The 22,717-nt window shown below is 71.2% G+C and carries 18 protein-coding genes; 14 read left to right on the top strand and 4 right to left on the bottom strand.

What is annotated here, in order from left to right; translation table 11 throughout:
- Nucleotides 1–174 precede the first annotated feature (174 nt).
- Nucleotides 175–1,059, top strand: a complete 885-nt coding sequence (gene mca, locus SROS_RS41240) for a mycothiol conjugate amidase Mca (RefSeq protein WP_012894908.1) — start codon at nt 175–177, stop codon at nt 1,057–1,059.
- 34 nt (nt 1,060–1,093) lie between these two features.
- The gene (locus SROS_RS41245) at nt 1,094–1,273 is read left to right on the top strand and encodes a hypothetical protein (protein WP_012894909.1); all 180 of its coding nucleotides are present in this window, start codon (nt 1,094–1,096) and stop codon (nt 1,271–1,273) included.
- 135 nt (nt 1,274–1,408) lie between these two features.
- On the opposite strand, the gene SROS_RS41250 is transcribed toward SROS_RS41245, so the two are convergent.
- Entirely contained in the window at nt 1,409–2,554 is a 1,146-nt protein-coding gene (locus SROS_RS41250; protein ID WP_012894910.1) for a hypothetical protein, read from the bottom strand.
- A 247-nt stretch (nt 2,555–2,801) separates the two neighbouring features.
- On the opposite strand from SROS_RS41250, the gene SROS_RS41255 reads away from it, so the two are divergent.
- Nucleotides 2,802–5,471 carry a M4 family metallopeptidase gene (locus SROS_RS41255; protein ID WP_012894911.1) on the top strand — a complete coding sequence of 890 codons (2,670 nt, stop codon included), beginning with the start codon at nt 2,802–2,804 and terminating at the stop codon, nt 5,469–5,471.
- A gap of 231 nt (nt 5,472–5,702) precedes the next feature.
- Nucleotides 5,703–7,754, top strand: coding sequence for a thioredoxin domain-containing protein (locus tag SROS_RS41260; protein ID WP_043658047.1), 2,052 nt, complete (start codon nt 5,703–5,705; stop codon nt 7,752–7,754).
- A gap of 10 nt (nt 7,755–7,764) precedes the next feature.
- On the opposite strand, the gene SROS_RS41265 is transcribed toward SROS_RS41260, so the two are convergent.
- Nucleotides 7,765–9,939: a transglycosylase domain-containing protein gene (locus SROS_RS41265; protein WP_012894913.1), complete on the bottom strand. Its 2,175-nt coding sequence runs from the start codon at nt 9,937–9,939 to the stop codon at nt 7,765–7,767.
- Between the two features lie 102 nt (nt 9,940–10,041).
- Nucleotides 10,042–10,521 (bottom strand): Lrp/AsnC family transcriptional regulator, encoded by a 480-nt coding sequence (locus tag SROS_RS41270; RefSeq protein WP_012894914.1) that lies wholly within the window; start codon nt 10,519–10,521, stop codon nt 10,042–10,044.
- Nucleotides 10,522–10,623: 102 nt separating this feature from the next.
- Between SROS_RS41270 and hppD the strand changes: the two genes are divergently transcribed.
- From hppD to SROS_RS41285, 3 genes are all read left to right on the top strand, one after another.
- Entirely contained in the window at nt 10,624–11,733 is a 1,110-nt protein-coding gene (hppD, locus tag SROS_RS41275; RefSeq protein WP_043654009.1) for a 4-hydroxyphenylpyruvate dioxygenase, read from the top strand.
- A gap of 45 nt (nt 11,734–11,778) precedes the next feature.
- Entirely contained in the window at nt 11,779–12,306 is a 528-nt protein-coding gene (locus tag SROS_RS51495) for an RDD family protein (protein WP_012894916.1), read from the top strand.
- Nucleotides 12,307–12,390: 84 nt separating this feature from the next.
- Entirely contained in the window at nt 12,391–13,848 is a 1,458-nt protein-coding gene (locus SROS_RS41285) for a M1 family metallopeptidase (RefSeq protein WP_012894917.1), read from the top strand.
- Nucleotides 13,849–13,941: 93 nt separating this feature from the next.
- Here the strand turns inward: SROS_RS41285 and ilvA are convergent, their stop codons facing one another.
- On the bottom strand, nt 13,942–15,150 hold the full coding sequence (ilvA, locus tag SROS_RS41290; protein WP_012894918.1) for a threonine ammonia-lyase: 1,209 nt from the start codon (nt 15,148–15,150) through the stop codon (nt 13,942–13,944).
- Nucleotides 15,151–15,336: 186 nt separating this feature from the next.
- Between ilvA and SROS_RS41295 the strand changes: the two genes are divergently transcribed.
- The 7 genes from SROS_RS41295 (at nt 15,337) to SROS_RS41330 (ending at nt 22,642) form a co-directional block, all read left to right on the top strand.
- Nucleotides 15,337–15,678: a PadR family transcriptional regulator gene (locus tag SROS_RS41295; protein WP_043658054.1), complete on the top strand. Its 342-nt coding sequence runs from the start codon at nt 15,337–15,339 to the stop codon at nt 15,676–15,678.
- Nucleotides 15,675–16,628: a hypothetical protein gene (locus tag SROS_RS51500; RefSeq protein ID WP_012894920.1), complete on the top strand. Its 954-nt coding sequence runs from the start codon at nt 15,675–15,677 to the stop codon at nt 16,626–16,628. Before SROS_RS41295 ends, SROS_RS51500 begins: the two co-directional genes overlap by 4 nt.
- A gap of 111 nt (nt 16,629–16,739) precedes the next feature.
- Entirely contained in the window at nt 16,740–17,633 is an 894-nt protein-coding gene (locus tag SROS_RS41305; protein WP_148269378.1) for a hypothetical protein, read from the top strand.
- Nucleotides 17,634–17,686: 53 nt separating this feature from the next.
- Complete coding sequence (locus SROS_RS41310; protein ID WP_012894922.1) at nt 17,687–18,616, top strand: hypothetical protein; 930 nt, start codon at nt 17,687–17,689, stop codon at nt 18,614–18,616.
- Nucleotides 18,617–18,650: 34 nt separating this feature from the next.
- Nucleotides 18,651–20,435: a peptidoglycan-binding protein gene (locus SROS_RS46685; RefSeq protein WP_081453339.1), complete on the top strand. Its 1,785-nt coding sequence runs from the start codon at nt 18,651–18,653 to the stop codon at nt 20,433–20,435.
- Nucleotides 20,425–21,261 (top strand): ABC transporter ATP-binding protein, encoded by an 837-nt coding sequence (locus SROS_RS41320; protein ID WP_012894924.1) that lies wholly within the window; start codon nt 20,425–20,427, stop codon nt 21,259–21,261. Before SROS_RS46685 ends, SROS_RS41320 begins: the two co-directional genes overlap by 11 nt.
- Before the next feature lie 205 nt (nt 21,262–21,466).
- The gene (locus SROS_RS41330) at nt 21,467–22,642 is read left to right on the top strand and encodes an ABC transporter permease (protein ID WP_012894926.1); all 1,176 of its coding nucleotides are present in this window, start codon (nt 21,467–21,469) and stop codon (nt 22,640–22,642) included.
- Nucleotides 22,643–22,717: the final 75 nt, after the last annotated feature.

Here is a 22,717-nt window from a genome sequence, read left to right on the forward strand (position 1 = left end):
GGCCTCGCCCTCGCGACCGCCATAAGAGAAACTAACCTCTCCCTGGAGTGACCCAGGCCAACCCGGGGAGCGGCGCGGCATCGGAACGAGCAGGTGGACGGGTACGGCGCAGCCGGCCGGCCCCCAGACGAGCGAAGATCTGAGCGCGACCTATCAAGAGGAGACATCGAGCCCGTGAGTGCACCGCTGAGGCTGATGGCCGTTCACGCGCACCCTGACGACGAGTCGAGCAAGGGCGCCGCCACGATGGCGCGCTACGTCGCGGAAGGCGTGGAGGTGCTGGTCTGCACCCTCACGGGTGGAGAACGTGGCTCGATCCTGAACCCCAAGATGGACCGTCCCGAGATCCTTGAGAACATCGGCGAGGTGCGGCGCCTGGAGATGGAGCGCGCGCGGGAGATCCTCGGCGTGCGGCAGCGTTTCATGGGGTTCGTCGACTCGGGCCTGCCGGACGACGAGAGCGAGCCGCTGCCCGAGGGCTGCTTCGCCCTGCAGCCGATCGAGGCCGCCTCGGCGCCGCTGGTCGCCGCCGTACGCGAGTTCAGGCCGCACGTCATCCTCACCTACGACGACGACGGCGGCTACCCGCACCCGGACCACATCATGACCAACCGCGTCTCGGTGGAGGCCTTCGAGGCCGCGGGCGACCCCGACCGCTACCCCGGGACCGGGGAGCCCTGGCAGCCCCTCAAGCTCTACTACCAGATGGGCTTCACCAAGGAGCGGTTCGAGGCGCTGCACGAGGCGATGAACGCCCGTGACATGGGTTCCCCCTACGCCGACTGGATCTCCCGCTGGGAGGACCGCCCGCAGAAGTGGCCGGTCACCACCCGCGTCCCCTGCGGCGACTACTTCGAGGTCCGCGACGAGGCGCTGCTCGCCCACGCCACCCAGGTCGACCCCGACGGCTTCTGGTTCGTCTGCCCGCGTGAGCTGCAGCGTGAGATCTGGCCGACCGAGGACTACCACCTGGCCCGTTCCCTCGTGGACACCGAGCTTCCCGAGGACGACCTGTTCACCGGCATCCACGCCGAAGAGGTGTCGCCCGCCTGCCACTGACACGACCGTGGGGGGGCGGTGGCAGACTTGAGGTGTGATTGCACTCGACACCTTCGCCAAAAGTGACGTCAGCCCGGGTCTTCTGGGGTTCCTCGTCGTCGCGGCGATGGGGTTCGCCCTGTTCCTGCTCGTCAAGTCGATGAAGAAGCAGATCTCCAGGATCGAGGTCCCATCCGAGGCCGACCTGAGGAACAAGCAGAACCCGACCGCCTGACCTGACCGCCCCCGCCCGGCGCCCGCCCGCGACGACCCCGCCGCCCGGCCGGCCGGCCGGCCCGTCCCCGCCCGGCGGTTCTTCGGCGCGCCCCGGCCCAGCCGGGCCGCCCGCCGACCGGCCCTCCGTGTCTCCTCAGCCCGCCGACCAGGCCCGTTCCAGCGCCTTGGGCAGGCCCCAGCGGCCCAGCGGGGTGAGCACCTCGGTCTTGTCCACGATGCCCAGGCAGGCCCAGAGCGGCGTGACCGAGCTGAACAGCGTCTCGGCCGCCTCCAGGTCCTCCGGCTCGTCCATCCGGACGTCGATGTCCTCGGACTCGGCGATGAGCCGGGCGATCCGCTCGGGCGAGGCCAGCACCCCCGGACCGCGCCTGGCCAGCGCGGCCACCACGGCCAGCCAGTCGGCGTGGTGGATCGCGCACAGCGCGGCCAGCACCGAGTCCTCGTGGCTGAGCTCGCCCTCCAGGTCGGAGAACCCCTCGGGCGTGTCGTCGTCCTCGGGCAGGTCCGAGATCGGCCCGGCGATCCCCGCCGTGACGGTCAGCCAGAGCTCCTCGTCGTCGGCGGGCAGCGGCTCCCCGTCGTAACCGGCGCACGCCCGCAGCACGTTGCCCGGGTAGCCCGGGTCGGCCAGCACCTCACGCAGCCGGGCGCACGCGGCCCGCAGGTCCCCGGCGGGCCGCTCGGGCTCGGGCAGCTCGGCCAGGATGCGCCGCAGCTCGCTGAGCGCGAAGGCCTCCTCCTCGTCCCAGGCCGCGAACAGCTCCTCGTCCTGCTCGTCGCTGACCGCGACCCCGGGCACCCGCCCGTCGGGCAGCGGGCTGTTGAGCCAGCGCTCCTGCAGGTCCTCGTAGACCTCCCTGGCCCCCTCGTCCCCCTGTGCGAGCGCGTCGGGGTCGACCTCTCCGGCAATGACCCGTCCCTCCAGGTAGGCGACCAGGCCGCGGAACATCTCCTCGGCGACAGGCCCCCGCTCGTCCTCCTCGGGCCAGACGAAGAAGCTCCGGGTGAGCAGGAGCGGCTCGGTCCCGGTGGACTCCAGCCACCGCTGCACGTCTCCCACTGTCGCGCCACCGGACTCGATCTCCCGCAGCGTCGCCTTGGCGGACTCCCAGAAGGGCAGGGACAGCGGGTTGCCCGCTGCCATCAGCGCCCGGCGCAGGTCGGGGAGGGCCACCAGCGCCATCCCCGACGGCACCGCGAGCAGGGCGAGGGCCACATCACGGCGGGTCAGCTCGGAGGCTGCCCGTCCGGCGTGCACACAGACGAAGTCGAGATCCACGCCCAGTGAGCCTACGCCCGAAGCCGCATGAGCACATCTCCCGCCCCGCGGACGCCGTTCCTGTCCGCACGGATCGCGAGGAACATGACACGGAATCAAGAAAGGGAAAATTCTCCCTTTATCGCGCCTTTAGTTACCACACAATGAATCTGACTAACAGTCATGATTTTTTATCATACTCCTGTTAAATCGTAATGATCGCCCTTTTTGATCTGTCTCGGCGATCTCCGAGATGTCAGGAGGATCCTTGTTACGACCCCCCGCCCTCCTCGCCGTGGCGGCGACCCTGACCACGGCGCTCTCCCTCGTGACAGGAGGTCCCGCCCAGGCCGCCGATCCACCTCCGGCCCAGGTGGAGACCCGTACCGGGACGGATGCCCCGGCTCTCGTGAGCGGCCTCGCCGAGGCGCCCAGGAACGGTGATCCCGTCGCCGTCGCCCGGGGCCATCTGCGCGACGGACGGTACGGGATAAAGAATGTGGACACCGATCTGGCGCCACTCGACGTCGTCCGCGACGGCGCCGACGAGACCGTGCGATTCGAGCAGCGTCACCAGGGCGTCCGCGTGTTCGGCGCCCACTATCTGGTGCAGATGAGCAAGGAGGGCGACGCCCACAAGGTCACCGGGGCGGGTGGCCGCTTCCTCACCCGCCTGAACGTCTCGACCACGCCGAGGTTCCCCCAACGGCTCGCGCTGAACGTCGCGCGGTCCCGGGTGGCCGCCGAGAGCGGCGGCGACAAGGCCGGCCTCACCGCGGAGCCCGGCGGGCTCACCGTCGTCCCGGTGGGCAAGGGCCTGCTGGCCTGGCAGGTCACCGTCCGCGGGACGGACGCGCGGAAGCGGATGCCGCTGCTCGCCGACGTCTACGTCGACGCCCGGACCGGCGCGCCGCTGTTCGCCTCCAGCCGGATCCGCACGGTGGCCGAGGGCCCGGTCGTCACCTCGGGCACGACGGTCCGGGGCAGGAACGTGCCGCTGAACGCCCACCAGAGGGCCGACGGGAAGTACGAGCTGCGTGACCGCGCGCGGGCGATGTGGAACGGCACCACCGGGGAGATCCTCACCTACGACGGCCAGGAGCGCGACGTCTACGAGTTCCTGGGCGAACTCCCGGCCGACACCCCCGTCGTCGACTCCGACACCCCCGCCTTCACCGGCAAGGCCTCCGAGATCGGCGCGGTGGACGCGCACTGGGGGGCCGGCCAGGTCTACGAGTACTACCGGCGGCTCGGCCGGAACGGCCTCGACGGCGAGGGCGGCTCGATGAGCTCGGTCGTCAACGTCACCGACTCCGGGCGCCCCTTCATCAACGCCTTCTGGGACGGCGCGAAGATGGTGTACGGCGGAGGTGGGGACGCCGCCTACTCGCTGGCCTCGGCGCTCGACGTGGTCGGCCACGAGATGACCCACGGCGTGGTCGAGCACACCGCCGGCCTGGTGTACTTCGGCCAGCCGGGCGCGATGAACGAGGGCCTGGCCGACTACTTCGGCAACGCCGTACAGGCGGAGGTCGAGGGGATCGACCTCGCCGACCCCGACGCGGGCCTGCTGGGCGAGTCGTACTGCCGCACCCTCCCGCCACGCGAGTGCGCGTTCCGCGACCTCAACGACGGGCGCACCGGGCCCGCCGACTACGTGGGCGCCACCGGCCGCATCGACAACGCGGGCGTCCACCTGAACTCGACGATCTTCAGTGGCGCCCTGTGGGACATCCGGGAGAAGCTGGGATCCAGGACCGACAAGATCGCGTACAAGGCGCTGTCGGAGTACATGACCCCGCTCGACGACTTCACCGACGGCCGGCGCGCGGTGCTCGCGGCCGCCGCGCGCATGCGGCTGGGCGCCAAGGACCTGCTGACGATCGCGCGCGCCTTCGACGCCCACGGCATCAAGGCGGGCTGGGAGCGGCGCATCCCCACCGACCACGACGTCCTGCTGCGCGGCATCACCGACCTCTACGCCCAGCCCGACGCGGCCGGCGACCGTTACGTGATCACCAACTCCTCGGCCGACCTGTCGGCGCCCCCGGCCGTGTACACCGGCCGGGTGCGCGGCGGCCGGGCCGAGCTGCTCTCCGCTCCGGGCGAGCAGTACAACTTCGCTCCGGCCACGGACGGCAGGACCGGGGCCTGGGCGACCTACGTCGACACGGGGACCGCGTGGAAGATCCAGGTGTGGAGCCGGCCGCTGGACCGCTCGCGTCCGCCCGCGCTGGTGCACGAGGGCGACGAGGACGTCCTCAACGTGGCGGTGGAGGGCGACACGGTCGCCTACTCGCTCTGGGACCCCGCGACGGGCGGCTACGACCTGTGGGTCAGGAGGGGCGGCGCCGCCCCGGTCAACCTGACGCCCCAGGAGGGGGTCTTCAGCAGGGCGCCGTCGATCCGGAACGGCCGGATCGCCTACGTCAAGCTGTACCTGCGGGAGGGCCCCCGCCGGATGCTGGTCGCCACCCGCGACCTCGCCTCGGGGCAGGAGACCGAGCTGCCCGCCCCGCAGGGCCCGCCCAACGTGATCGGGCTCACCGCCGCCCCCGTGCTGACCGGCTCCCACCTGGTCTGGCTGGAGGACGCCCAGCAGGACGGCAGGGCGGGCATCATGCGCGCGAAGGCTGACGGCAGCGCCCCGGCGGTGGTGGTCCCCGACGACGCGTCCGCGCTGGAGCTCCTGGACATGGACGCCACGGACACGGCCATCACCTACAGCATCTACCCCGACCTGTCGGTGCCCTCCAACGAGAACCTGCCCAAGATCACCCAGATCCCGGCGGCGGGCGGCACGCCGGTGCGGGTCACGTGCAACCGGGGCGAGCAGGCCCAGTTCGCGGCGGTCGAGGGCGCCCGCGTGGTCTGGGTGGACGGCACCGCCGCCCACATCGACCTGGCCACCCGGGCACGTCCGAGAGGGGGCTGCTGAGGTCACGGCGCCCCGCTCCCCCGCCGGGTGGACACCACCCGGCGGGGGAGCGCCGGGCCGTACGGTGATCATCCGGGGGTGCGACGGCGAGCGGCCGGGCCGCCGGCGCACGCTCACAGCCTCGCCCCTCCGCCGGTTTACTGTGGGTAGGACCGTGCGGGCAGAGCCGTGACGCGCGGCGCGCGTACCTCGCGCGAGGCGAACGTACGCACCGCGTACGCAGGGGAGGTCATGATGAACCGTTTGAAGGACGCGACGAGCCCCTATCTGCTCCAGCACGCGGACAACCCCGTCGAGTGGTTCGAGTGGGGGGAGGACGCCTTCGCCGAGGCCGCCCGGCGAAACGTGCCGTTGCTGATCTCCGTCGGCTACTCGGCGTGCCACTGGTGCCACGTGATGGCGCACGAGTCGTTCGAGGACGAGGGCACCGCCGCGCTGATGAACGAGCACTTCGTCAACGTCAAGGTGGACCGTGAGGAACGGCCGGACGTCGACGCGGTCTACATGGCGGCCACCCAGGCCATGACCGGCCAGGGCGGGTGGCCGATGACCGTCTTCGCCACCCCCGGAGGACATCCCTTCTACACCGGGACCTACTTCCCCCGGCCCCAGTTCCAGCGGCTGCTGGCCGGGGTGTCGAATGCCTGGAACGGCGACCGCGAGGCGGTGCTGGAGCAGAGTTCGAAGATCGTGGAGGCGCTGAACGAGCGGTCGGCGCTGCCCTCGGGCCCGCTGCCCACGCCGGACACGCTGGCCCGCGCCGTGCAGAGCCTGAGCCGGTCCTTCGACCAGGTGCGCGGCGGGTTCGGCGGGGCTCCCAAGTTCCCGCCGTCGATGGCGCTGGAGTTCCTGCTGCGGTACGGCGCCGCCGCCGAGCCCCGCACCGGGGCCGAGGGCGGAGAGCCGGAGGACCGGCGGGAACCGGGAGCCGGCGCGGGGGCCGGGGCGGGCGCGCCGACGGCGACGGCGATGGCCGGGCGCACGCTGGAGGCCATGGCCAGGGGCGGGATATACGACCAGCTCGGCGGCGGTTTCGCCCGTTACAGCGTGGACGCCGACTGGGTGGTGCCGCACTTCGAGAAGATGCTCTACGACAACGCCCTGCTGCTGCGGGTCTACGCCCACTGGTGGCGCCTGACCGGGTCGGCCCTGGGCAGGCGGGTGGCCCTGGAGACGGCCGACTGGCTGCTGGCCGAGATGCGCACCCCCGAGGGCGGCTTCGCCTCCGCCCTGGACGCCGACAGCGAGGGCGTGGAGGGCAAGTTCTACGCCTGGACCCCGGAGGAGATCCACGAGGTCCTGGGCGAGGAGGACGGCGCCTGGGCGGTCGCCCTGTACGAGGTGACCGGCACGTTCGAACACGGCACCTCGGTGCTCCAGCTCCTGTCCGACCCCGACGACGCCGAGCGGTCCGCCCGCGTACGCGCCGAGCTGCTGGCCGCGCGGGCCCACCGGGTGCGGCCCGGCAGGGACGACAAGGTGGTGGCCGCCTGGAACGGCCTGGCCATCGCCGCCCTGGCCGAGACCGGGGCCCTGTTCGACCGGCCCGACCTGGTGGAGGCGGCGCGGGCGGCGGCCGTACTCCTCGACGGGTCGCACATGGACGGCGACCGGCTGCTGCGCACCTCGCGCGACGGCCGGGCGGGTGCCAACGCCGGAGTCCTGGAGGACTACGCGGACCTGGCCGAAGGCCTGCTCACCCTGTACGGCGTGACCGGGGAGGTCCGCTGGTTCCACCGGGCCGGGGCGCTGCTGGAGACCGTCCTCGACCGGTTCGCCGACGGCTCCGGCGGATTCTTCGACACCGCCGACGACGCCGAGCGGCTGTTCCAGCGCCCGCAGGACCCCACCGACAACGCGACCCCCTCGGGCCAGTTCGCCGCCGCCGGGGCGCTGCTGTCGTACGCGGCCCTGACCGGCTCGGCCAGGCACCGGGAGGCGGCCGAGGCGGCTCTCGGCACGGTGACCGTCCTGGCCGACAAGCACGCGCGGTTCGCCGGGTGGGGGCTCGCGGTGGCCCAGGCCGCCGTGTCCGGACCGGTCGAGGCCGCGATCGTGGGCCCGCTCGACGACCCGGCGACCTCGGCGCTGCACAGGACCGCGCTGCTCTCCCCCGCCCCCGGCCTGGTCGTCGCGCTCGGCGAGCCCGGGTCAGCCGAGGTCCCGCTCCTTGAGGGCCGGGGCCTGCTCGACGGCGCCCCGGCGGCCTACGTGTGCCGGGGGTTCACCTGCAGGATGCCCGTCACCACTCCGGCCGGGCTACGGGCCGAACTGGCGTCCTGAGGGTCAGCGGCTAGCGGTCCGGCGGCCTCTGGGAGAACTCTCCCGGAGGCCGGGTCTGGTCGCGGGGACCGGTGCCCGTGTCGTCGCCCGTCCCGTCGCCCGTCCCGTCGCCCGTGCCGTCGCCGGTGCCGGTCCCGTCACCCGGGTCGTCGCCCGTGCCGTCACCGGTCCCGTCGCCCGTGCCGTCCGGGGACGGGGTCTGGTCGGGGACCTCGCCGGTCGTCCCGTCGGGGAGCGGGGTGGGCGAGACGTCCTGACGATCGTCGTAGTCGCCGTAGTCGTCGTCGGAGCCGTAGCCGTCGTCGTAGTAGGTGGAGTAGCCGTAGTTGGACGGCTCGGCGAACTCCTTGACCGGCTTGCCGGACATCGCCTCGGTCATGAACGCACGCCAGATCTGCGCCGGGTAGGTCCCGCCGTACTGGGCGCTGCCGTTGACGACCACCGGCTTGTTGTCGTCGCGGAACATGTCCACCGCGACCGCCATCTGCGGGGTGAACCCGGCGAACCACACGGCCGCCGACTTGTCGGTGGTGCCGGTCTTGCCGGCCACCGGCCGGTCGTAGAGGCGGGCGGCCGAACCGGTGCCCGCCTCGACGACCTGGGTCATCGCGTAGGTGGCGTCGATGGCGGTCTGCTCGGTGAAGGCCCGTTCGCCCTTGACCTTGATCTTGGTGGTCTTGCCCTTGGCGTCGGTGACCGAGCGGATCACGTGGGCGTCGCGGTGGACGCCGCCGGCGGCGAACGTGGCGAAGCCGGAGGCGTTCTGCACGGCGCTCACCGACGCCGTCCCCAGCGGCAGCGTGGGAAAGCTCGCCTGGCGGGCGAGCTGGTCGGCGGGGATGCCCGCGGCCTTGGCGATCTTGACGACCTTCTCCAGCCCGACCCGCTGCCCCAGGTCCACGAAGGCGGTGTTGACCGAGCTCTGGGTCGCCTTGACCAGGTTGACCTGGCCGTAGGAGTAGTTGCCCGAGTTGGGGATGCCCTTGTCGCCCGAGGTGACGTGCAGGGGCGAGTTGCCGTCCACGCGGGTGTCGAGGCCGAAGCCGTTGTTCAGGGCGGCCGCGAGCGTGTAGGCCTTGAAGGTGGATCCGGCCTGCACCTTGGCCGAGAAGGCGTTGTCGAACTTGTTGGCCTCGTAGCTGGGCCCGCCGTAGAAGGCCACGACCTCCCCGCTGCCGGGGTCCACGGCGGCCAGGCCGGTGCGGACCTTCTTCGACGTACCCTCGGGCAGGACCGAGGTGACGGCCCGCTGCGCGGCGGCCATCAGCCCCTTGTCGAAGGTGGACACGACCTTCAGGCCGCCCTGGTTGATGGCCTCGTCGGTGTAGCCCATGCGCTTGAGCTCGGCCGCCACCTGGTCGAGCATGTAGCCCTCCTGCCCCTTGGGCGCGAAGATCGCCCTGGGCTTCTTGAGGGTGGGGAAGGTGGTCGCGGCGGCCTGCTCGGAGGTCAGGGCCCCGGTCTGCACCATGCCGTCGATCACGGACTTCCAGCGGGCCGTGGCCGCCTCCAGGTCGGCGCCTTGGGGGTCGGCGAACCGGGACGGCTGCTGGATCACCGCGGCGAGGTAGGCGCCCTCGGCGACGGTCAGCTTGCCGACGTCCTTGCGGAAGTAGGCGTCGGCCGCCGCCTGGATCCCGTCCGCGCCCCGGCCGAAGTAGATCGTGTTGAGGTACTGCTCCAGCACCCAGTCCTTGGACTTCGACTGGTCCACCTTCAAGGAGATCATGACCTCCTTGAGCTTGCGGACGACGGAGCGTTCCTGGCTGAGGCCGCTGTAGTAGTTGCGGACCATCTGCTGGGTGATCGTGGAGCCGCCCTGGAGCTGCTGGCCGGTGACCGTGGACCACATGGCGCGGAAGGTGCCCTTGAGGGAGACGCCCTTGTCCTCGTAGAAGGAGCGGTTCTCGGCCGCGATGACCGCGTCCCTGACACTCTCCGGGATCTGCGCCAGGGCCACGCTCCTGCGGTTGACCCCCTGCTTGGCCAGCACGGTCTTGCCGTCCCGGTAGTAGATAACCGAACCCTGCGCGGTGGCCCTGGGCTGGGTGCTGTCCGGGATCGGCGTCATGAGCCACGCCACCCCCAGGAGACCGATCCCCGCGACCACGGCGACGCCGAAGACGACGAGCGTGATCCGCAGAAGTCTTCTTCTGGGTTTGCCCTTCTCTCCGCCCTTCAGCACGCCCGAACCCCCATCCACTCCGCATTCACCCCCCGTGAGCAGTGCGGACCGTAAGGGTAAACGATGGATAACGGTGTCTGAACCCCGCTTGGGATAGTACGGCTAGCTCTTCCCCTGGCGCGGTACATCGGCCACCAAAGGAAGGACCCGGTATGGCACGGGGGTGTCCAGCGCGATCACCGATGAGGTCCTCACCACCCCGTGAACGTCAACGATCAGGTCAATGACCCTCTGCAGATCGGCATTGCTGCGCGCCACGACCCGGCAGTGCATGTCGTCGCCTCCGGTGATCGTGTGCACCTCCAGGACCTGGGGGATGCCGGCGAGCTGGTCGGCGACCGGATCGTGCCCGCTGACCTGCCGGATCTGCAGGGTGACGAACGCGGTCACGTCGTATCCGAGCGCGGCGGGGTCGATGTCGGGACCGTAGCCGGTGATCACCCCTCTGGCGGCCAGCCGGTCGAGGCGGGCCTGCACGGTCCCCCTGGCCACACCGAGCCTCCGGGAGCACTCCAGCACGCCGAGTCTGGGCTCGGCCGCCAGCAGGGCGATGAGCCGGGCGTCGAGTTGATCAATCGTCATGATGTACAGACACTCCTGCGGAATACACGGACAGATAGACAAATTGTCCACTAATTCAAGTGACTGTTGCACAACCAGTCCATCGAAACAGAAGGTGTCCGCATGAGTGACATCTTTCCCGTGAACGGCATGGACGCCGTGGTCTTCGCCGTGGGCAACGCCAAGCAGGCCGCCCACTACTACTCCAGCGCCTTCGGCATGCGGCTGGTGGCCTACCGCGGCCCGGAGAACGGCAGCCGTGACGAGGTCGCCTATGTCCTCACCTCCGGCAGCGCCCGGTTCGAGTTCCGCGGCGCGGTGCGGCCGGGCACCGGCGTCGCCCGCCACGTGGCCGAGCACGGCGACGGCGTGATCGACCTGGCCATCGAGGTCCCGGACGTGGAGGCGGCCTACACCGGCGCGCTGGCCCGGGGCGCCAAGGGCCTCGCCGAGCCGTACACGATGGAGGACGAGCACGGCAAGGTCGTGCTCGCGGCCATCGCCACCTACGGCGAGACCCGGCACACGCTGGTCGACCGGTCCAACTACAGCGGCCCCTACCTGCCCGGCTACGCCGCGGCCGAGCCCCTCGTGCCGGCCCCCGACGTGCGGAACGGCCGCCTGTTCCAGGCCGTCGACCACTGCGTCGGCAACGTGGAACTCGGCAAGATGGACGAGTGGGTGGAGTTCTACGGGCGGGTCATGGGCTTCACCAACATGGCGGAGTTCATCGGCGACGACATCGCCACCGAATACTCGGCGCTGATGTCCAAGGTCGTCGCGGACGGCACCCGCAAGGTGAAGTTCCCGCTCAACGAGCCGGCGATCTCCAAGAAGAAGTCGCAGATCGACGAGTACCTGGAGTTCTACGGCGGACCCGGCGTGCAGCACATCGCGCTGGCCACCAACGACATCCTCAGCACCGTCGACCACATGCGCGCGGCCGGGGTGCGGTTCCTCGACACGCCCGACTCCTACTACGACGACCCGGAGCTGCGCGCCCGCATCGGCGAGGTCCGCGCGCCGATCGAGGAGCTGAAGAAGCGCAAGATCCTGGTCGACCGCGACGAGGACGGCTACCTGCTGCAGATCTTCACCAAGCCGGTGCAGGACCGCCCGACGGTGTTCTTCGAGCTCATCGAGCGGCACGGCTCGCTGGGCTTCGGCAAGGGCAACTTCAAGGCGCTCTTCGAGGCGATCGAGCGCGAGCAGGACCTCAGGGGCAACCTGTAACAGCTCTTGGCTTTGCGCGGGTGAGTCCCTGGTGATCAAAAGCTCATGGGAACACCACCACCGCCGCCACCGCCGGACGACTCGGGACCGTATCCCTGGTCGGCCCCGCCCCCCGGGCAGGGCCGCGGCGGCGGCGGATCGGCGGCCGGGAGACTCGGCGGCCGCTGGCGCCGCCTGTTCGCCGGCATCCTGGACATCCTCATCGTCGGCGTCATCTCCTCGCCGTTCACGTACGAGTCGTTCACCACGGTGTGGGACGCCGACAAGGACCTCTTCGTACGGGTCCCCATCCAGCACACCTTTCTGGCGGCCCTCGTGGGCTTCTTCTACTACTGGCTGCTGACCGCCTTCTGGAACGGGCAGACCCTGGGCAAGAAGCTGTTCGGCCTGCGCGTGGTCGACATCGGCTGGGGCAAGGTCGGGGTCGGGCAGGCCGCGGCCCGCGAGGTGGTGGCGTGGCTGCTGTACGCCACCTGCTGCCTGGGCTGGATCAACCTCGCCTTCATCCTTTTCAACAGTCGCAAACAGGCCATCCACGACATCGTCGCCAGGACACTGGTCGTAGATACCTGATCACCCCAGGTCACGCGCCTCGCTCGCGTAGTCTGCGATCCAGGTGGCCCGGCACGGCCGGGCCCGGAAAGGGGATTCAGGGGCATGGCGTCCGGTCGGCTGGCTATTGCGGCAACCGCCACTTTTCTCGGCATTCTCGGTACGGTCGCCTGCTCGGCGTCGAGTGGCGAGAGCGCCCCGGCCGGGGACGTGCTGCCCTCGGCCGCCGCGGGTTCCGCACCGGCGCACGCTCCGGGCAGGATCGGCGCCCCCGGGATCGGCGACCCCGACTTCCCCACCGACGGCAACGGCGGCTACGACGTCGACCGCTACCGGCTCAAAATCGACTACGACCCCGCCGCCAAGCAGCTTTCCGGCGTGACCGGGATCGAGGCGAGGGCCACCCACGATCTGGCCAAGTTCAACCTGGACCTGCGGGGGTTCGAGGTCAGCCGGATCACCGTGGACGGCAGCCCCGCGGCGTTCGAGCGGTTCAAGGACGAGCTCGTCGTCGCCCCGGCCAAGACGATCCCCGACAAGGCCCGGTTCACCGTCGAGGTCACCTACGCCGGGGAGCCCAAGCCGGTCAGAGGCTCCTCCAACCTGGGCACCTACGGGTTCATCCCGACCGAGGACGGCGCGTTCGTCGCGTGTGAGCCCAACGGCGCCAAGACCTGGTTCCCGAGCAACGACCACCCGGCCGACAAGGCCCGCTACGACTTCGAGATCACCGTCCCCGAGGGGCTGACCGCGCTGGCCAACGGCGAGCTCGTCGGCCGGCCGAAGTCCGCCCGCGGCAAGACGACCTTCGTCTGGCGGGAGAGCCACCCGATGGTGAGCTACCTGGCCACCGCGACCCTCGGCAAGTTCGAGCTGCGCCAGGGCAAGACCGCGACGGGGATCCCGAACCTGGCGGCCGTGGACCCGCGCTACCGCGCCGCGCTCGACGACCTCTACACGCAGTCGGCGAAGGCCACCGACTACTGGGCCACGGTGTTCGGCCCCTACCCGTTCTCCTCCACCGGCGGCGTGATCGACGACTTCTCCGCGGGCTACGCGCTGGAGAACCAGACCAAGCCCATGTACGGCGGGTTCACCCCGGACGGGAGCATCATCGCCCACGAGCTGGCCCACCAGTGGTTCGGCAACAGCCTGAGCATCAAGCGCTGGCGGGACCTCTGGCTCAACGAGGGCTTCGCGACCTACGCCGAGTGGCTGTGGTCGGAGCACAACGGCGACTCCACCACCGAGAAGATCTTCCGTGGCCACTACGCGGCCGCCCCGGACGCCGCCATCTGGAAGTACGCCCCCGGCCGTGCCAAGCCGGAGGACCTGTTCAACAGCTCGGTCTACAACCGCGGCGGCATGACGCTGCACGCGCTCAGGCAGCGGATCGGCGACCCGGTGTTCTTCAAGCTGCTGAAGACATGGAACGCCGAGCACAAGTACGGATACGTGACCACCGAGGAGTTCGTGGCGCTCGCCGAGAAGCTCTCCGGCAAGCAGCTCGACAGGCTCTTCGAGGTCTGGCTGTTCACCGACCGCAAGCCCACGGAGTGGTGACGCCCCGCTGCGCGGCGCGGGTCGTCCCGGGACGAGCGGCGCGGGTCGCCCGAAGGCGCACGGCGCGAGTCGTCCCGGGACGAGCGGCGCGGGTCATCCGAAGATGAGCCGGTAGCCCTCCTTGCGCAGCGACGCGAGCACCTCGTCGGAGTGGGCGGGGCCCTTGGTCTCCAGCTGGAGCTGGACCTCGACCTCGCCCAGGTGCACGCCGAGCCGCTCGTGCACGATGTCGAGGACGTTCGCGCCGAGCCCGGCCAGCTCGGTCAGGAGCACGGCCAGCGCGCCCGGCCGGTCGGGCAGCGGCACCCGCAGGGTCAGGTAGCGTCCCGCCGCGGCCAGGCCGTGCCGGAGGACCTTGGCCAGCAGCAGCGGGTCGATGTTGCCGCCGGAGAGCACGGCCACCACGGGCGGCTCGAAGACCTGCGGCTGGGCCAGGATCGCGGCCACACCCGCCACCCCGGCGGGCTCGACGACCTGCTTGGCCCGTTCGAGGCAGAGCACCAGCGCCCGGGAGATGTCGCTCTCGGTGACCGTAACGACGCTGTCGACCAGGTAGTGGATCAGCTCGAAGGGCAGCTCCCCCGGACGGCCCACCGCGATGCCGTCGGCCATCGTGGAGGCGGGCTGGACCATGACCGGCTGCCCGGCCGCCAGCGAGGCCGGGTAGGCGGCGGCCCGCTCGGCCTGCACGCCGACGATCCGCACGCCCGGCCGGAGCGACTTGACCGCGAGCGCGACCCCGGCGGTGAGCCCGCCGCCGCCGAGCGACATCACGATCGTGCCGACCTCGGGGAGCTGCTCCAGGATCTCCAGCCCGATCGTGCCCTGCCCGGCGATGACGTCCGGATGGTCGAAGGGGTGGATGAACACCGCCCCGGTCCGCTCGGCGTGCTCCTTGGCGCGGGCCAGCGCGACGTCCACGGTGTGGCCGGCGAAGACGACCTCGGCGCCGTAGGAGCGGGTCGCGGCCACCTTGGGCAGCGGCGCCCCCTCCGGCATGTAGACCGTCGCCCTGGCCCCGACCAGGCCCGAGCCGAGCGCCACGCCCTGCGCGTGGTTGCCGGCGCTGGCCGCGACCACGCCCCGGCCCCGCTCCTCCTCGGTCAGCCCGGCGATCCTCACGTAGGCCCCGCGCACCTTGAAGGACCCGGAGCGCTGCAGGTTCTCGCACTTGAGGTGGACCGGCCCGCCGATGGCGGCCGACAGCACGTGCGAGTGCAGGAGCGGCGTCCGCAGGGCCACGTCGGCCAGGAGCTCACGGGCGGCGACCACGTCGTCGTAGGTCACCTCGGCATCTGACATGCGGCACATCCTTCCACCCCGGCGCGGTACGGCACGCGGACGCCCGGCGCGGTACGGCACGCACACACCCGGCCCGGTACGGCACGCACACACCCGGCCCGGCGGGGCTCGCGGACGGCATACCGGGCAAGCCTTGCGGGACATCCGTGTTGACCATACTTCGTCCGACGAAGTATGGTCCTCCGCATGGCTAAAGGATCACCCACGGTCAGTGAGCCGACCTACTTCATCCTCGCCTCGCTGCTCGACGGCCCTCTGCACGGGCACGGGATCATCAAGCAGACCCTGGAGCTCTCGGAGAACCGGGTGAAGCTGCCGGTCGGCACGCTCTACGGCGCGCTCGACCGGCTGGCCGCCGCCGGCCTGATCGCCGTGGACCGCGAGGAGGTCGTCGACGGGCGGCCGAGGAGGTATTTCCAGCTCACCGACCAGGGGCGGACCCTGGTGTCGGCCGAGGCCCTGCGCATGCAGCAGGCCGCCTCGGTCGTGACCAAACGGATCCTCCGCCCCGGATCGGCGTTCTCGTGACCGTCGCGACAGAACCCCGCGCCGACACAGGGGCCGGCACGGGAGTTCTGGAGCGGCGCTACCGGCGGCTGCTGCTGGGCTATCCCCGCGCCTACCGGTCCGGATACGGCGGCGAGCTCATCGCCACCCTGCTCGACACCGCGGAGCCGGGGCGCACCCTGCCCTCGGCCCGCGAGTCGTTCGCGCTGGTCGTCGGCGGGCTGCGGACACGGGTGATCTACGCCACGGAGCGGCCCGCATGGGTCGACGGGGTCCATCTCGGAGTCCTGGCCCTGTCGGTCGCCCAGCTGGCCATGCTGGTGCCGTACGCGACGGCCGTCCCGCTCTGGGTGGGTCTGTCGGCGCTCGCCGTCCTGCTGATCATGCGCGGCCGGGTACGGCTCGCGCTGCCGGTGGTGGTGCTGGTCGCGGTGAAGGTGTGCGCGATCACGCTGGGGCGGCCCTGGCTGGACCGGACCCTGCTGCCCGTCGATCCCGACCGGTTCTGGGGCGGCGGGACGCTCTACGGGGGCGGCGGGACGCTCTACGGGGGCGGCGGACCGGTGGCGCCGATGATCGGCTACGCGCTGGCCGTCCTCGGCCTTCTCGTACTGGCCGCCCGCGGAGGGCGGCTCGGCACCCGCTCGTGGTTCTGGCTGCCGGCGGCCCCGCTGCTCGCCGGCGCGGACCCGGCGGGGCTGGACTTCCCCGCGGCCGGCGGGGCGCACGCCACGGTCAGGGTCGCGCTGGAGATCGGGGTGCTGCTGCTCGCCGTCTGGGCCGGTCACGTGGCGCACGACCCGCGCTGGGCCATGGCCGCCGGCGTCTACCTGACATCGGTGCTGGCGGTGTACGCCGAGAACCTCGGCGCCCACTCCGAGCGGGACCTGGCCCACCTGGCCGCGCTGATCCTCCTCACCGCGTCCGCCGCGGCGGTGCCGTACCGCGCGAAACGGCACGTCCTCCTGTGACCTCTCATCCCTTCCTGACTCCTTAGCCCTTCCCCCCGGAAGTCCTTTCTCTCCTTGGGCGGCGCCCCCGCCCCTCACGAGCATGCCCGCACATCGAAACGGAGTCGCACAGTGTCACGAGTCCTCACAACCATGCCCGCGATCGCCCTGGCCGTCGCCGTGCTCGCCAGCTGCGGCACGGAGGCGGCGCCGTCCGCCGCGCCCGCCACCGGGAAGGCGTCCACCGCCGCCGATCCGCACGGCAAGCGCCGCCAGGTGGAGGCGGCGCGCGCCGACTGCATGAAGCAGAAGGGCTTCAAGTACATCCCGAACATCTCCCCACCGGAGACGGCCGACGAGGAGAAGCTTCTCCAGCGGAGCGGCGACTACGCGGCGATGCGCGAATATCGCGAGAAGCACGGCTTCGGGGTCTTCTTCGCCCTCGCCTATCCCGACGACCCCGAGGAAGGCACCAACCAGCCCCTTCCCGATCCCAACATGAAGCTGGCGGAGTCGTTCTCCAAGACTCAGTACGAGGCCTGGTCCGCCGCCGACGACATCTGCTATGCGACGGTGTTCACCAAGTTCACCGGCAAGAAGATCTCCTCCCAGGACGATGTCTACACGCAGGCGGACACCCTCTACTGGAAGACCAAGGAGCGCCTGCTCGACGGCGACCCCCGGCTGGCCGAGCTGGCCGGGGACTTCGGTGACTGCCTCAAGGGCAAGGGCTACCCGGTGACCTCGCTCAGGCCCACCGCACTGGAGACCAACGGCCGGGACACCTTCGAGAAACAGCGGACCGCCACGCTGAACAAGCACATGGAGTCGGGGGCGAAGGGCATCGACGCCTGGCGGCTGCCGCCCGACGCGGCACGCCCGTACCTGGCCAAGGAGATCAAGGTCGCGCTCGACGACCTGGAGTGCGGCAAGGACTTCTACGCCGAATACCGCCCCAGGAGCGAGAAGCTCCGGGACGAGATCTGGGACCAGTTCGGCCGGAAAGAAGGGCTGCTGCCGTGGTGAGGCCGGCGCCACCGGCCCATGCGCGCGTCCCCGCATCGAAACGGAGTCACCCGATGTCACGAGCTCTCACCGCCGCGCCCGCGGTCGCCCTGGCCGCCGCCGTACTGACCGGCTGCGGCGCCGAGCCGGCGGCACTCATGGAACCGGCCGCTCCCTCACAGGACAGGCGCCGCCAGATGGAGGCGGCGATCGGGGACTGCATGAAGCAGAAGGGCTTCAAATACAACCCGGACACGCCGCCCTCGGGCCAGAAGACCGACGAGGAGTCCAGGCGGGAGGCGGGCGACTACGAGGCGCTGAGGAAACACCGGGAGAAGTACGGCTTCGGCATCTACACCGGATATGCGTATCCCGGGGACAAACAGGCCGGAGGCGTTGACTTCGGCAAGCAGGACCCGAACAACCCGATCATGATGGCGCTCTCCCGGGTCCAGCTGGAGTCCTGGCGGGCCACCCGGGACACCTGCTACTCGGCGGCCGTCAAAAAGTTCACCGGCAAGACCGTGCGCTCGGAGTTCGACCTGTACGAGCAGGCCGAGGCGGCGCGCGAACAGGTCCAGGCCCGCGAGCTCGACGGCGACGCGCGGCTCCTGGACCTGGCCGCGGAGTTCGGCGACTGCCTCAAGACCAAGGGCGTCAAGGTCCGCTCGCTCAAGCCCACCGCGGTCGCCTCCGCCAACGAGACGGCTCTCCGTGAGGAGATGTACGCCCTCGGCGAAAAGCAGCGTACCGACAGGGGAGTCAACCTTCCCGACCGCATAAGAACCCTCGCCGGAGAACAGGGCGACACCGGCAGTACCGTCCGTTTGATGCCGAGCCTGTCTCCCGGCGAGGCCATGCCGTACCTGGCCCGGGAGGTCAAGATCGCACTCGACGACCTGGAGTGCGGCAGGGACTTCTACGCCGCCTTCAAACCCCGGCAGCGGCAGATCTACGACAGGGTGAACCGGGAGTTCGGCCGCGGCGACGGACCGGCGTCGTGAAGGCCACGCACGCGGTGCTCACCGGGGGCGAGCCATGGTGAGGTCGAGGCGTCGCGTGCTGAGCGGCATCGTGGCCGGGGTCGTCGTGATCGCCGGCGCCGGGTGGGCGGTCGGCACGCGGTTGCGCTCCCCCGCCGACGAGGCCGCGCTGCGGCAGCCGCCCATACCCTCCTTGATCACCTCACCCGTCGTACGGCAGCAGCTGACCAGCACGGTCGCCGTCAGCGGCACCCTGGCGTACGGCTCGCCGCTGCCCGTCAGCCTCGCCGGGGTGGTCGGCGGCACCGCCGAGGCCCAGCGGGTCACCCGGGCCCCGCGCCCCGGGAGAATCGTCGAGGGCTCGGTGCTGATGGAGGTCAACGGCCGCCCGGTGTTCGCCCTGCGCGGCAAGGTCCCCATGCACCGGACCATGGCCCCGGGCACCACCGGTGCCGACGTCAGGCAGCTCCAGACGGCGCTGCGCCGCCTCGGGTTCGGCGCGCCGGTCACCGGCGTCTTCGACTCCGCCACCACGGCCGCCGTCCAGCGCTGGTACGCCAAGCGGGGATATGCGGCCCAGGAGCCCGACCTCACCGCCAAGCAGACCAGGGAGCAGCTCCGCCAGGCCGTGCAGACCGCCGAGGAGGCCCTGCTCACCGACCGCGAGACCCTCGACGCCGGACGTGACGTCATGCCGCTGAAGCTCAAGCTCGACAACGCCCGCGAGGACCTGCGGACCGCCGAAGGAGCGCTGGAGGGGGAGGAGGCCACCGACCTCACCCCCGAGGAGACACGGCAGCTGGAGACCCTGCGCCAAGCCGTACGGGCCGCCGAGGAGGAGGTGCTCGCCGCCGAGCAGGCCCTCACCGCGGCCAGGTCCTCGCCGGTTCCCCCCACGCCCAAGCCCGAGCAGACCCCCGCCCCGGCCAAGCCCGAGGCCGACACGCGGCTGCTGGAGATGAAGGTCTCCAATGCCCGGAAGAACCTGGAGTCCGCGCGCGCCGCTCTGGCGGATTTCGGGGACGAGGCGGGCGTGAGCAAGGAGAAACGCCTTGAGGAGCTGCGCAAGGCCGTACGGCCGGCACAGGAGGCCGTGGTCGCCGCCGAGCAGGCGCTGCGCCAGGCCCGCCAGGACTCCCCGCTCCGGCTGAAGATCGCCAACGGCCGCAGGAACGTGGCGAGCGCCAAGGCGATCCTGGGCGAATACATGAAGACCTATGGCATCGCGATCCCGCCCGGCGAGATCGCCTTCCTCCCCACGCTCCCGGCCCGGCTGGACAAGGCGTCGGTCAAGCCCGGCGACACCGTCGGGGACAAGGTCGCCACGGTGACCAGCTCGGCCTTCGCGGTGACCGGCTCGGTGGACAGCAAGGAGGCCAAGCTCCTGCGCAAGGGCATGAAGGCGACGATGGAGACTCCCGACGGCGCGAAGCTCCCGGCCGTGCTGAGCGCGACCGGGGAGGCGGCCGTGCCGGCTGAGGAAGAGGAGGACGAGAAAGGCAAGGGCGCCGGGGCATCCGATAAGAATCTGGGCTCGGTGCCGGTGCTGCTCGCCCCGGCGGTCACCAAGGGCCTGCGGGAGCTGGTCGGCGTGCCCGTCACCGTACGGATCTCCGTCGGCGCCACCGGGGGCGCCGTGCTCACCGTGCCGGTGGCCGCGGTCGTCACCTCGGCCGACGGCCGGCCACGGGTCCAGGTGGAGGTGCCCGGCGGCGGCGACAAGGTCCGCGACGTGGAGGTCAGGACCGGCCTCACCGCCGACGGCGACGTCGAGGTGACGCCCGTGAAGCCGGACGGGCTGAAAGAGGGCGACCGGGTGGTGGTCAGCGGTGATTCCTGACGTGCCCCCCGACGTCATCCGGTTGGACGACGTCAGCCGGGCGTTCCCCACGGAGCCGCCCGTGCTCGCGCTCTCCAGGATCTGCCTGCGCGTCGGGCAGGGGGACTACGTGGCCATCGTGGGCCCCTCGGGGTCCGGGAAGTCCACCCTGCTCAACACGCTGGGCCTGCTGGACCGGCCCACCTCGGGCTCCTACCTGCTGGACGGGATCGAGACGACCACCCTGAGGGACGGCGCCAGGACCCGGCTGCGGGGGCGCAAGATCGGGTTCGTCTACCAGTCCTTCCACCTGCTCGCCCACCGGACCGTGGTGGAGAACGTCATGCTCGCCGAGGTCTACGGCCGGAGCGGCCGGGCCTGGCGGGAGAAGGCGGGGCCCGGAAGGCCGACACTCGGAAGGCCGACACTCGGGAGGGCGGGTCGCGGGAGGCCCGGGAACGAGCCGGCGGGCCGGGGAAAGCCGGAGAACGGGCCGGCGGGCGCGGCCGCCAACGAGTACGGCCGGCGGGGACGGCGAGCCCGCGCCGAGGAGGCGCTGGAGAAGGTGGGCATGACCCACCGCCTCGACTTCCTGCCCGACCGCCTGTCCGGCGGCGAGCGCCAGCGGGTGGCCATCGCCCGCGCGCTGATGGGCGGCCCGTCGCTGCTGCTGTGCGACGAGCCCACCGGCAACCTCGACAGCAGGAACACCGGAGCGGTCCTCGACCTCTTCGACGGCCTCCGCGACCAGGGGCTCACCCTCCTGGTCATCACCCACGAGGACGCGGTGAGCTCCCGCGCCGGCCGCCGGGTCCGCATCAGCGACGGCATCCTCACGGAGGAATGATCATGCGTCCCCGACTCTTCCGCAGCGCGGCCATCCACCGTGGTGAGGCCATCGCGTCCCGCGCGCCCCGCCCCCTCCACCGCACAGCCGTCCACCATGACAAGACCATCGCGTCCCGCGTGCCCCGTCCCCTCCACCGCACAGCCGTCCACCGTGGCGAGACCGTCGCGTCCCGCGCGCTCCGTCCCCTCCGGAAGGAGTGACCATGGACATCCGCGACCTCTGGGCCGAAGCCCTGGCCGGCATGCTCGCCCGCCCTCTCCGCTCCGCGCTGACCACGCTCGGCACCGTCCTCGGCATCACCACCCTGGTCATCACCCTGGGCGTCGCCGCCACCGCCGGGAACCAGATCGTCGGCCGGTTCGACGAGCTGACCGCCACCGCGATCACCGTCGAGGTCCCCGAGAAGGCCGACCCGCTGGTCACCTGGGACGCCCCGGCCGCCCTCACCCGGCTGCGCGGGGTCACCTCGGCCGCCGCGCTCGCCCAGACCGATGAGAGCTCCAACCTCCAAGTTGCCTCCAACACCCTGGTGGACCCGGCCAGGGTCACCAACCAGACCCTGGCCGTGGTGGCCGGCGGGCCCGAGCTCCCGCAGGCGGTCCGCGGCCGGATGACCGAGGGCCGCTTCTTCGACGCCGGCCACGTCGAGCGCCGCGACCGCGTGGTGGTCCTCGGCGACCAGGCCGCCAGGATGCTCGGCGTCACCCGTCTGACGAGCGCCCCCGCCGTCTTCATCGAGGACCGCGCCTACACGGTGATCGGCATCCTGGGCGGCCTGCGCCGCGAGCAGATCCTGTCCACCGCCGTGATCGTGCCGCCCACGCTCGGCGCCGACTTCGGCCTGAAGAACGTCACCCGCGTCCTGGTCAACACCACCCTCGGCGCCGCCGACCTGATCGCCGGTCAGGCCCCCGTCGCGCTGAGCCCCAACCATCCGGACGCACTCCAGGTGATCGCCCCGCCCAGTCCCACGCGCGCCCGCGACGGCGTCCAGGACGACGTCAACGGCCTGTTCCTGATCCTCGGCATGGTGTCCCTGGTGGTCGGCGCGATCGGCATCGCCAACGTCACGCTGGTGACCGTGATGGAACGCGTCGCCGAGATCGGCCTGCGCCGCTCGCTGGGCGCCGCCCGCCGCCACATCGCCGCCCAGTTCCTGCTGGAGTCCACCCTGATCGGCATGACGGGCGGCGTGATCGGCGCCGGCCTCGGCCTGGTCTCCGTCGTCGCCATCTCCGCCGCCAAGGAGTGGACCCCCGTCCTCGACGCCCGCCTCGCCCTGGCGGCTCCCGTCGCCGGCGCCCTGGTAGGCCTCCTGGCGGGCCTCTATCCGTCGCTGCGAGCCGCCCGCATGGAACCCGTGGACGCCCTGCGGTGAGTTCTTGGTGACCTTCACAGGTTCCAGTGGTCAATGATCGCTGGCTGATCGCGCATTCTCGCCCCTGACACAACA

It is taken from the genome of Streptosporangium roseum DSM 43021 (assembly GCF_000024865.1).
Classification (GTDB): domain Bacteria; phylum Actinomycetota; class Actinomycetes; order Streptosporangiales; family Streptosporangiaceae; genus Streptosporangium; species Streptosporangium roseum.

What these genes read in the sequence shown, in the direction of transcription:
- SROS_RS41260 (WP_043658047.1), top strand. Translation starts at nt 5,703, where the DNA reads ATGATGAACCGTTTGAAGGACGCGACGAGCCCCTATCTGCTCCAGCAC.
- SROS_RS41270 (WP_012894914.1), bottom strand. Translation starts at nt 10,521, where the DNA reads ATGACGATTGATCAACTCGACGCCCGGCTCATCGCCCTGCTGGCGGCC.
- hppD (WP_043654009.1), top strand. Translation starts at nt 10,624, where the DNA reads ATGAGTGACATCTTTCCCGTGAACGGCATGGACGCCGTGGTCTTCGCC.
- SROS_RS51495 (WP_012894916.1), top strand. Translation starts at nt 11,779, where the DNA reads ATGGGAACACCACCACCGCCGCCACCGCCGGACGACTCGGGACCGTAT.
- SROS_RS41285 (WP_012894917.1), top strand. Translation starts at nt 12,391, where the DNA reads ATGGCGTCCGGTCGGCTGGCTATTGCGGCAACCGCCACTTTTCTCGGC.
- ilvA (WP_012894918.1), bottom strand. Translation starts at nt 15,150, where the DNA reads ATGTCAGATGCCGAGGTGACCTACGACGACGTGGTCGCCGCCCGTGAG.
- SROS_RS41295 (WP_043658054.1), top strand. Translation starts at nt 15,337, where the DNA reads ATGGCTAAAGGATCACCCACGGTCAGTGAGCCGACCTACTTCATCCTC.
- SROS_RS41310 (WP_012894922.1), top strand. Translation starts at nt 17,687, where the DNA reads ATGTCACGAGCTCTCACCGCCGCGCCCGCGGTCGCCCTGGCCGCCGCC.
- SROS_RS46685 (WP_081453339.1), top strand. Translation starts at nt 18,651, where the DNA reads ATGGTGAGGTCGAGGCGTCGCGTGCTGAGCGGCATCGTGGCCGGGGTC.
- SROS_RS41330 (WP_012894926.1), top strand. Translation starts at nt 21,467, where the DNA reads ATGGACATCCGCGACCTCTGGGCCGAAGCCCTGGCCGGCATGCTCGCC.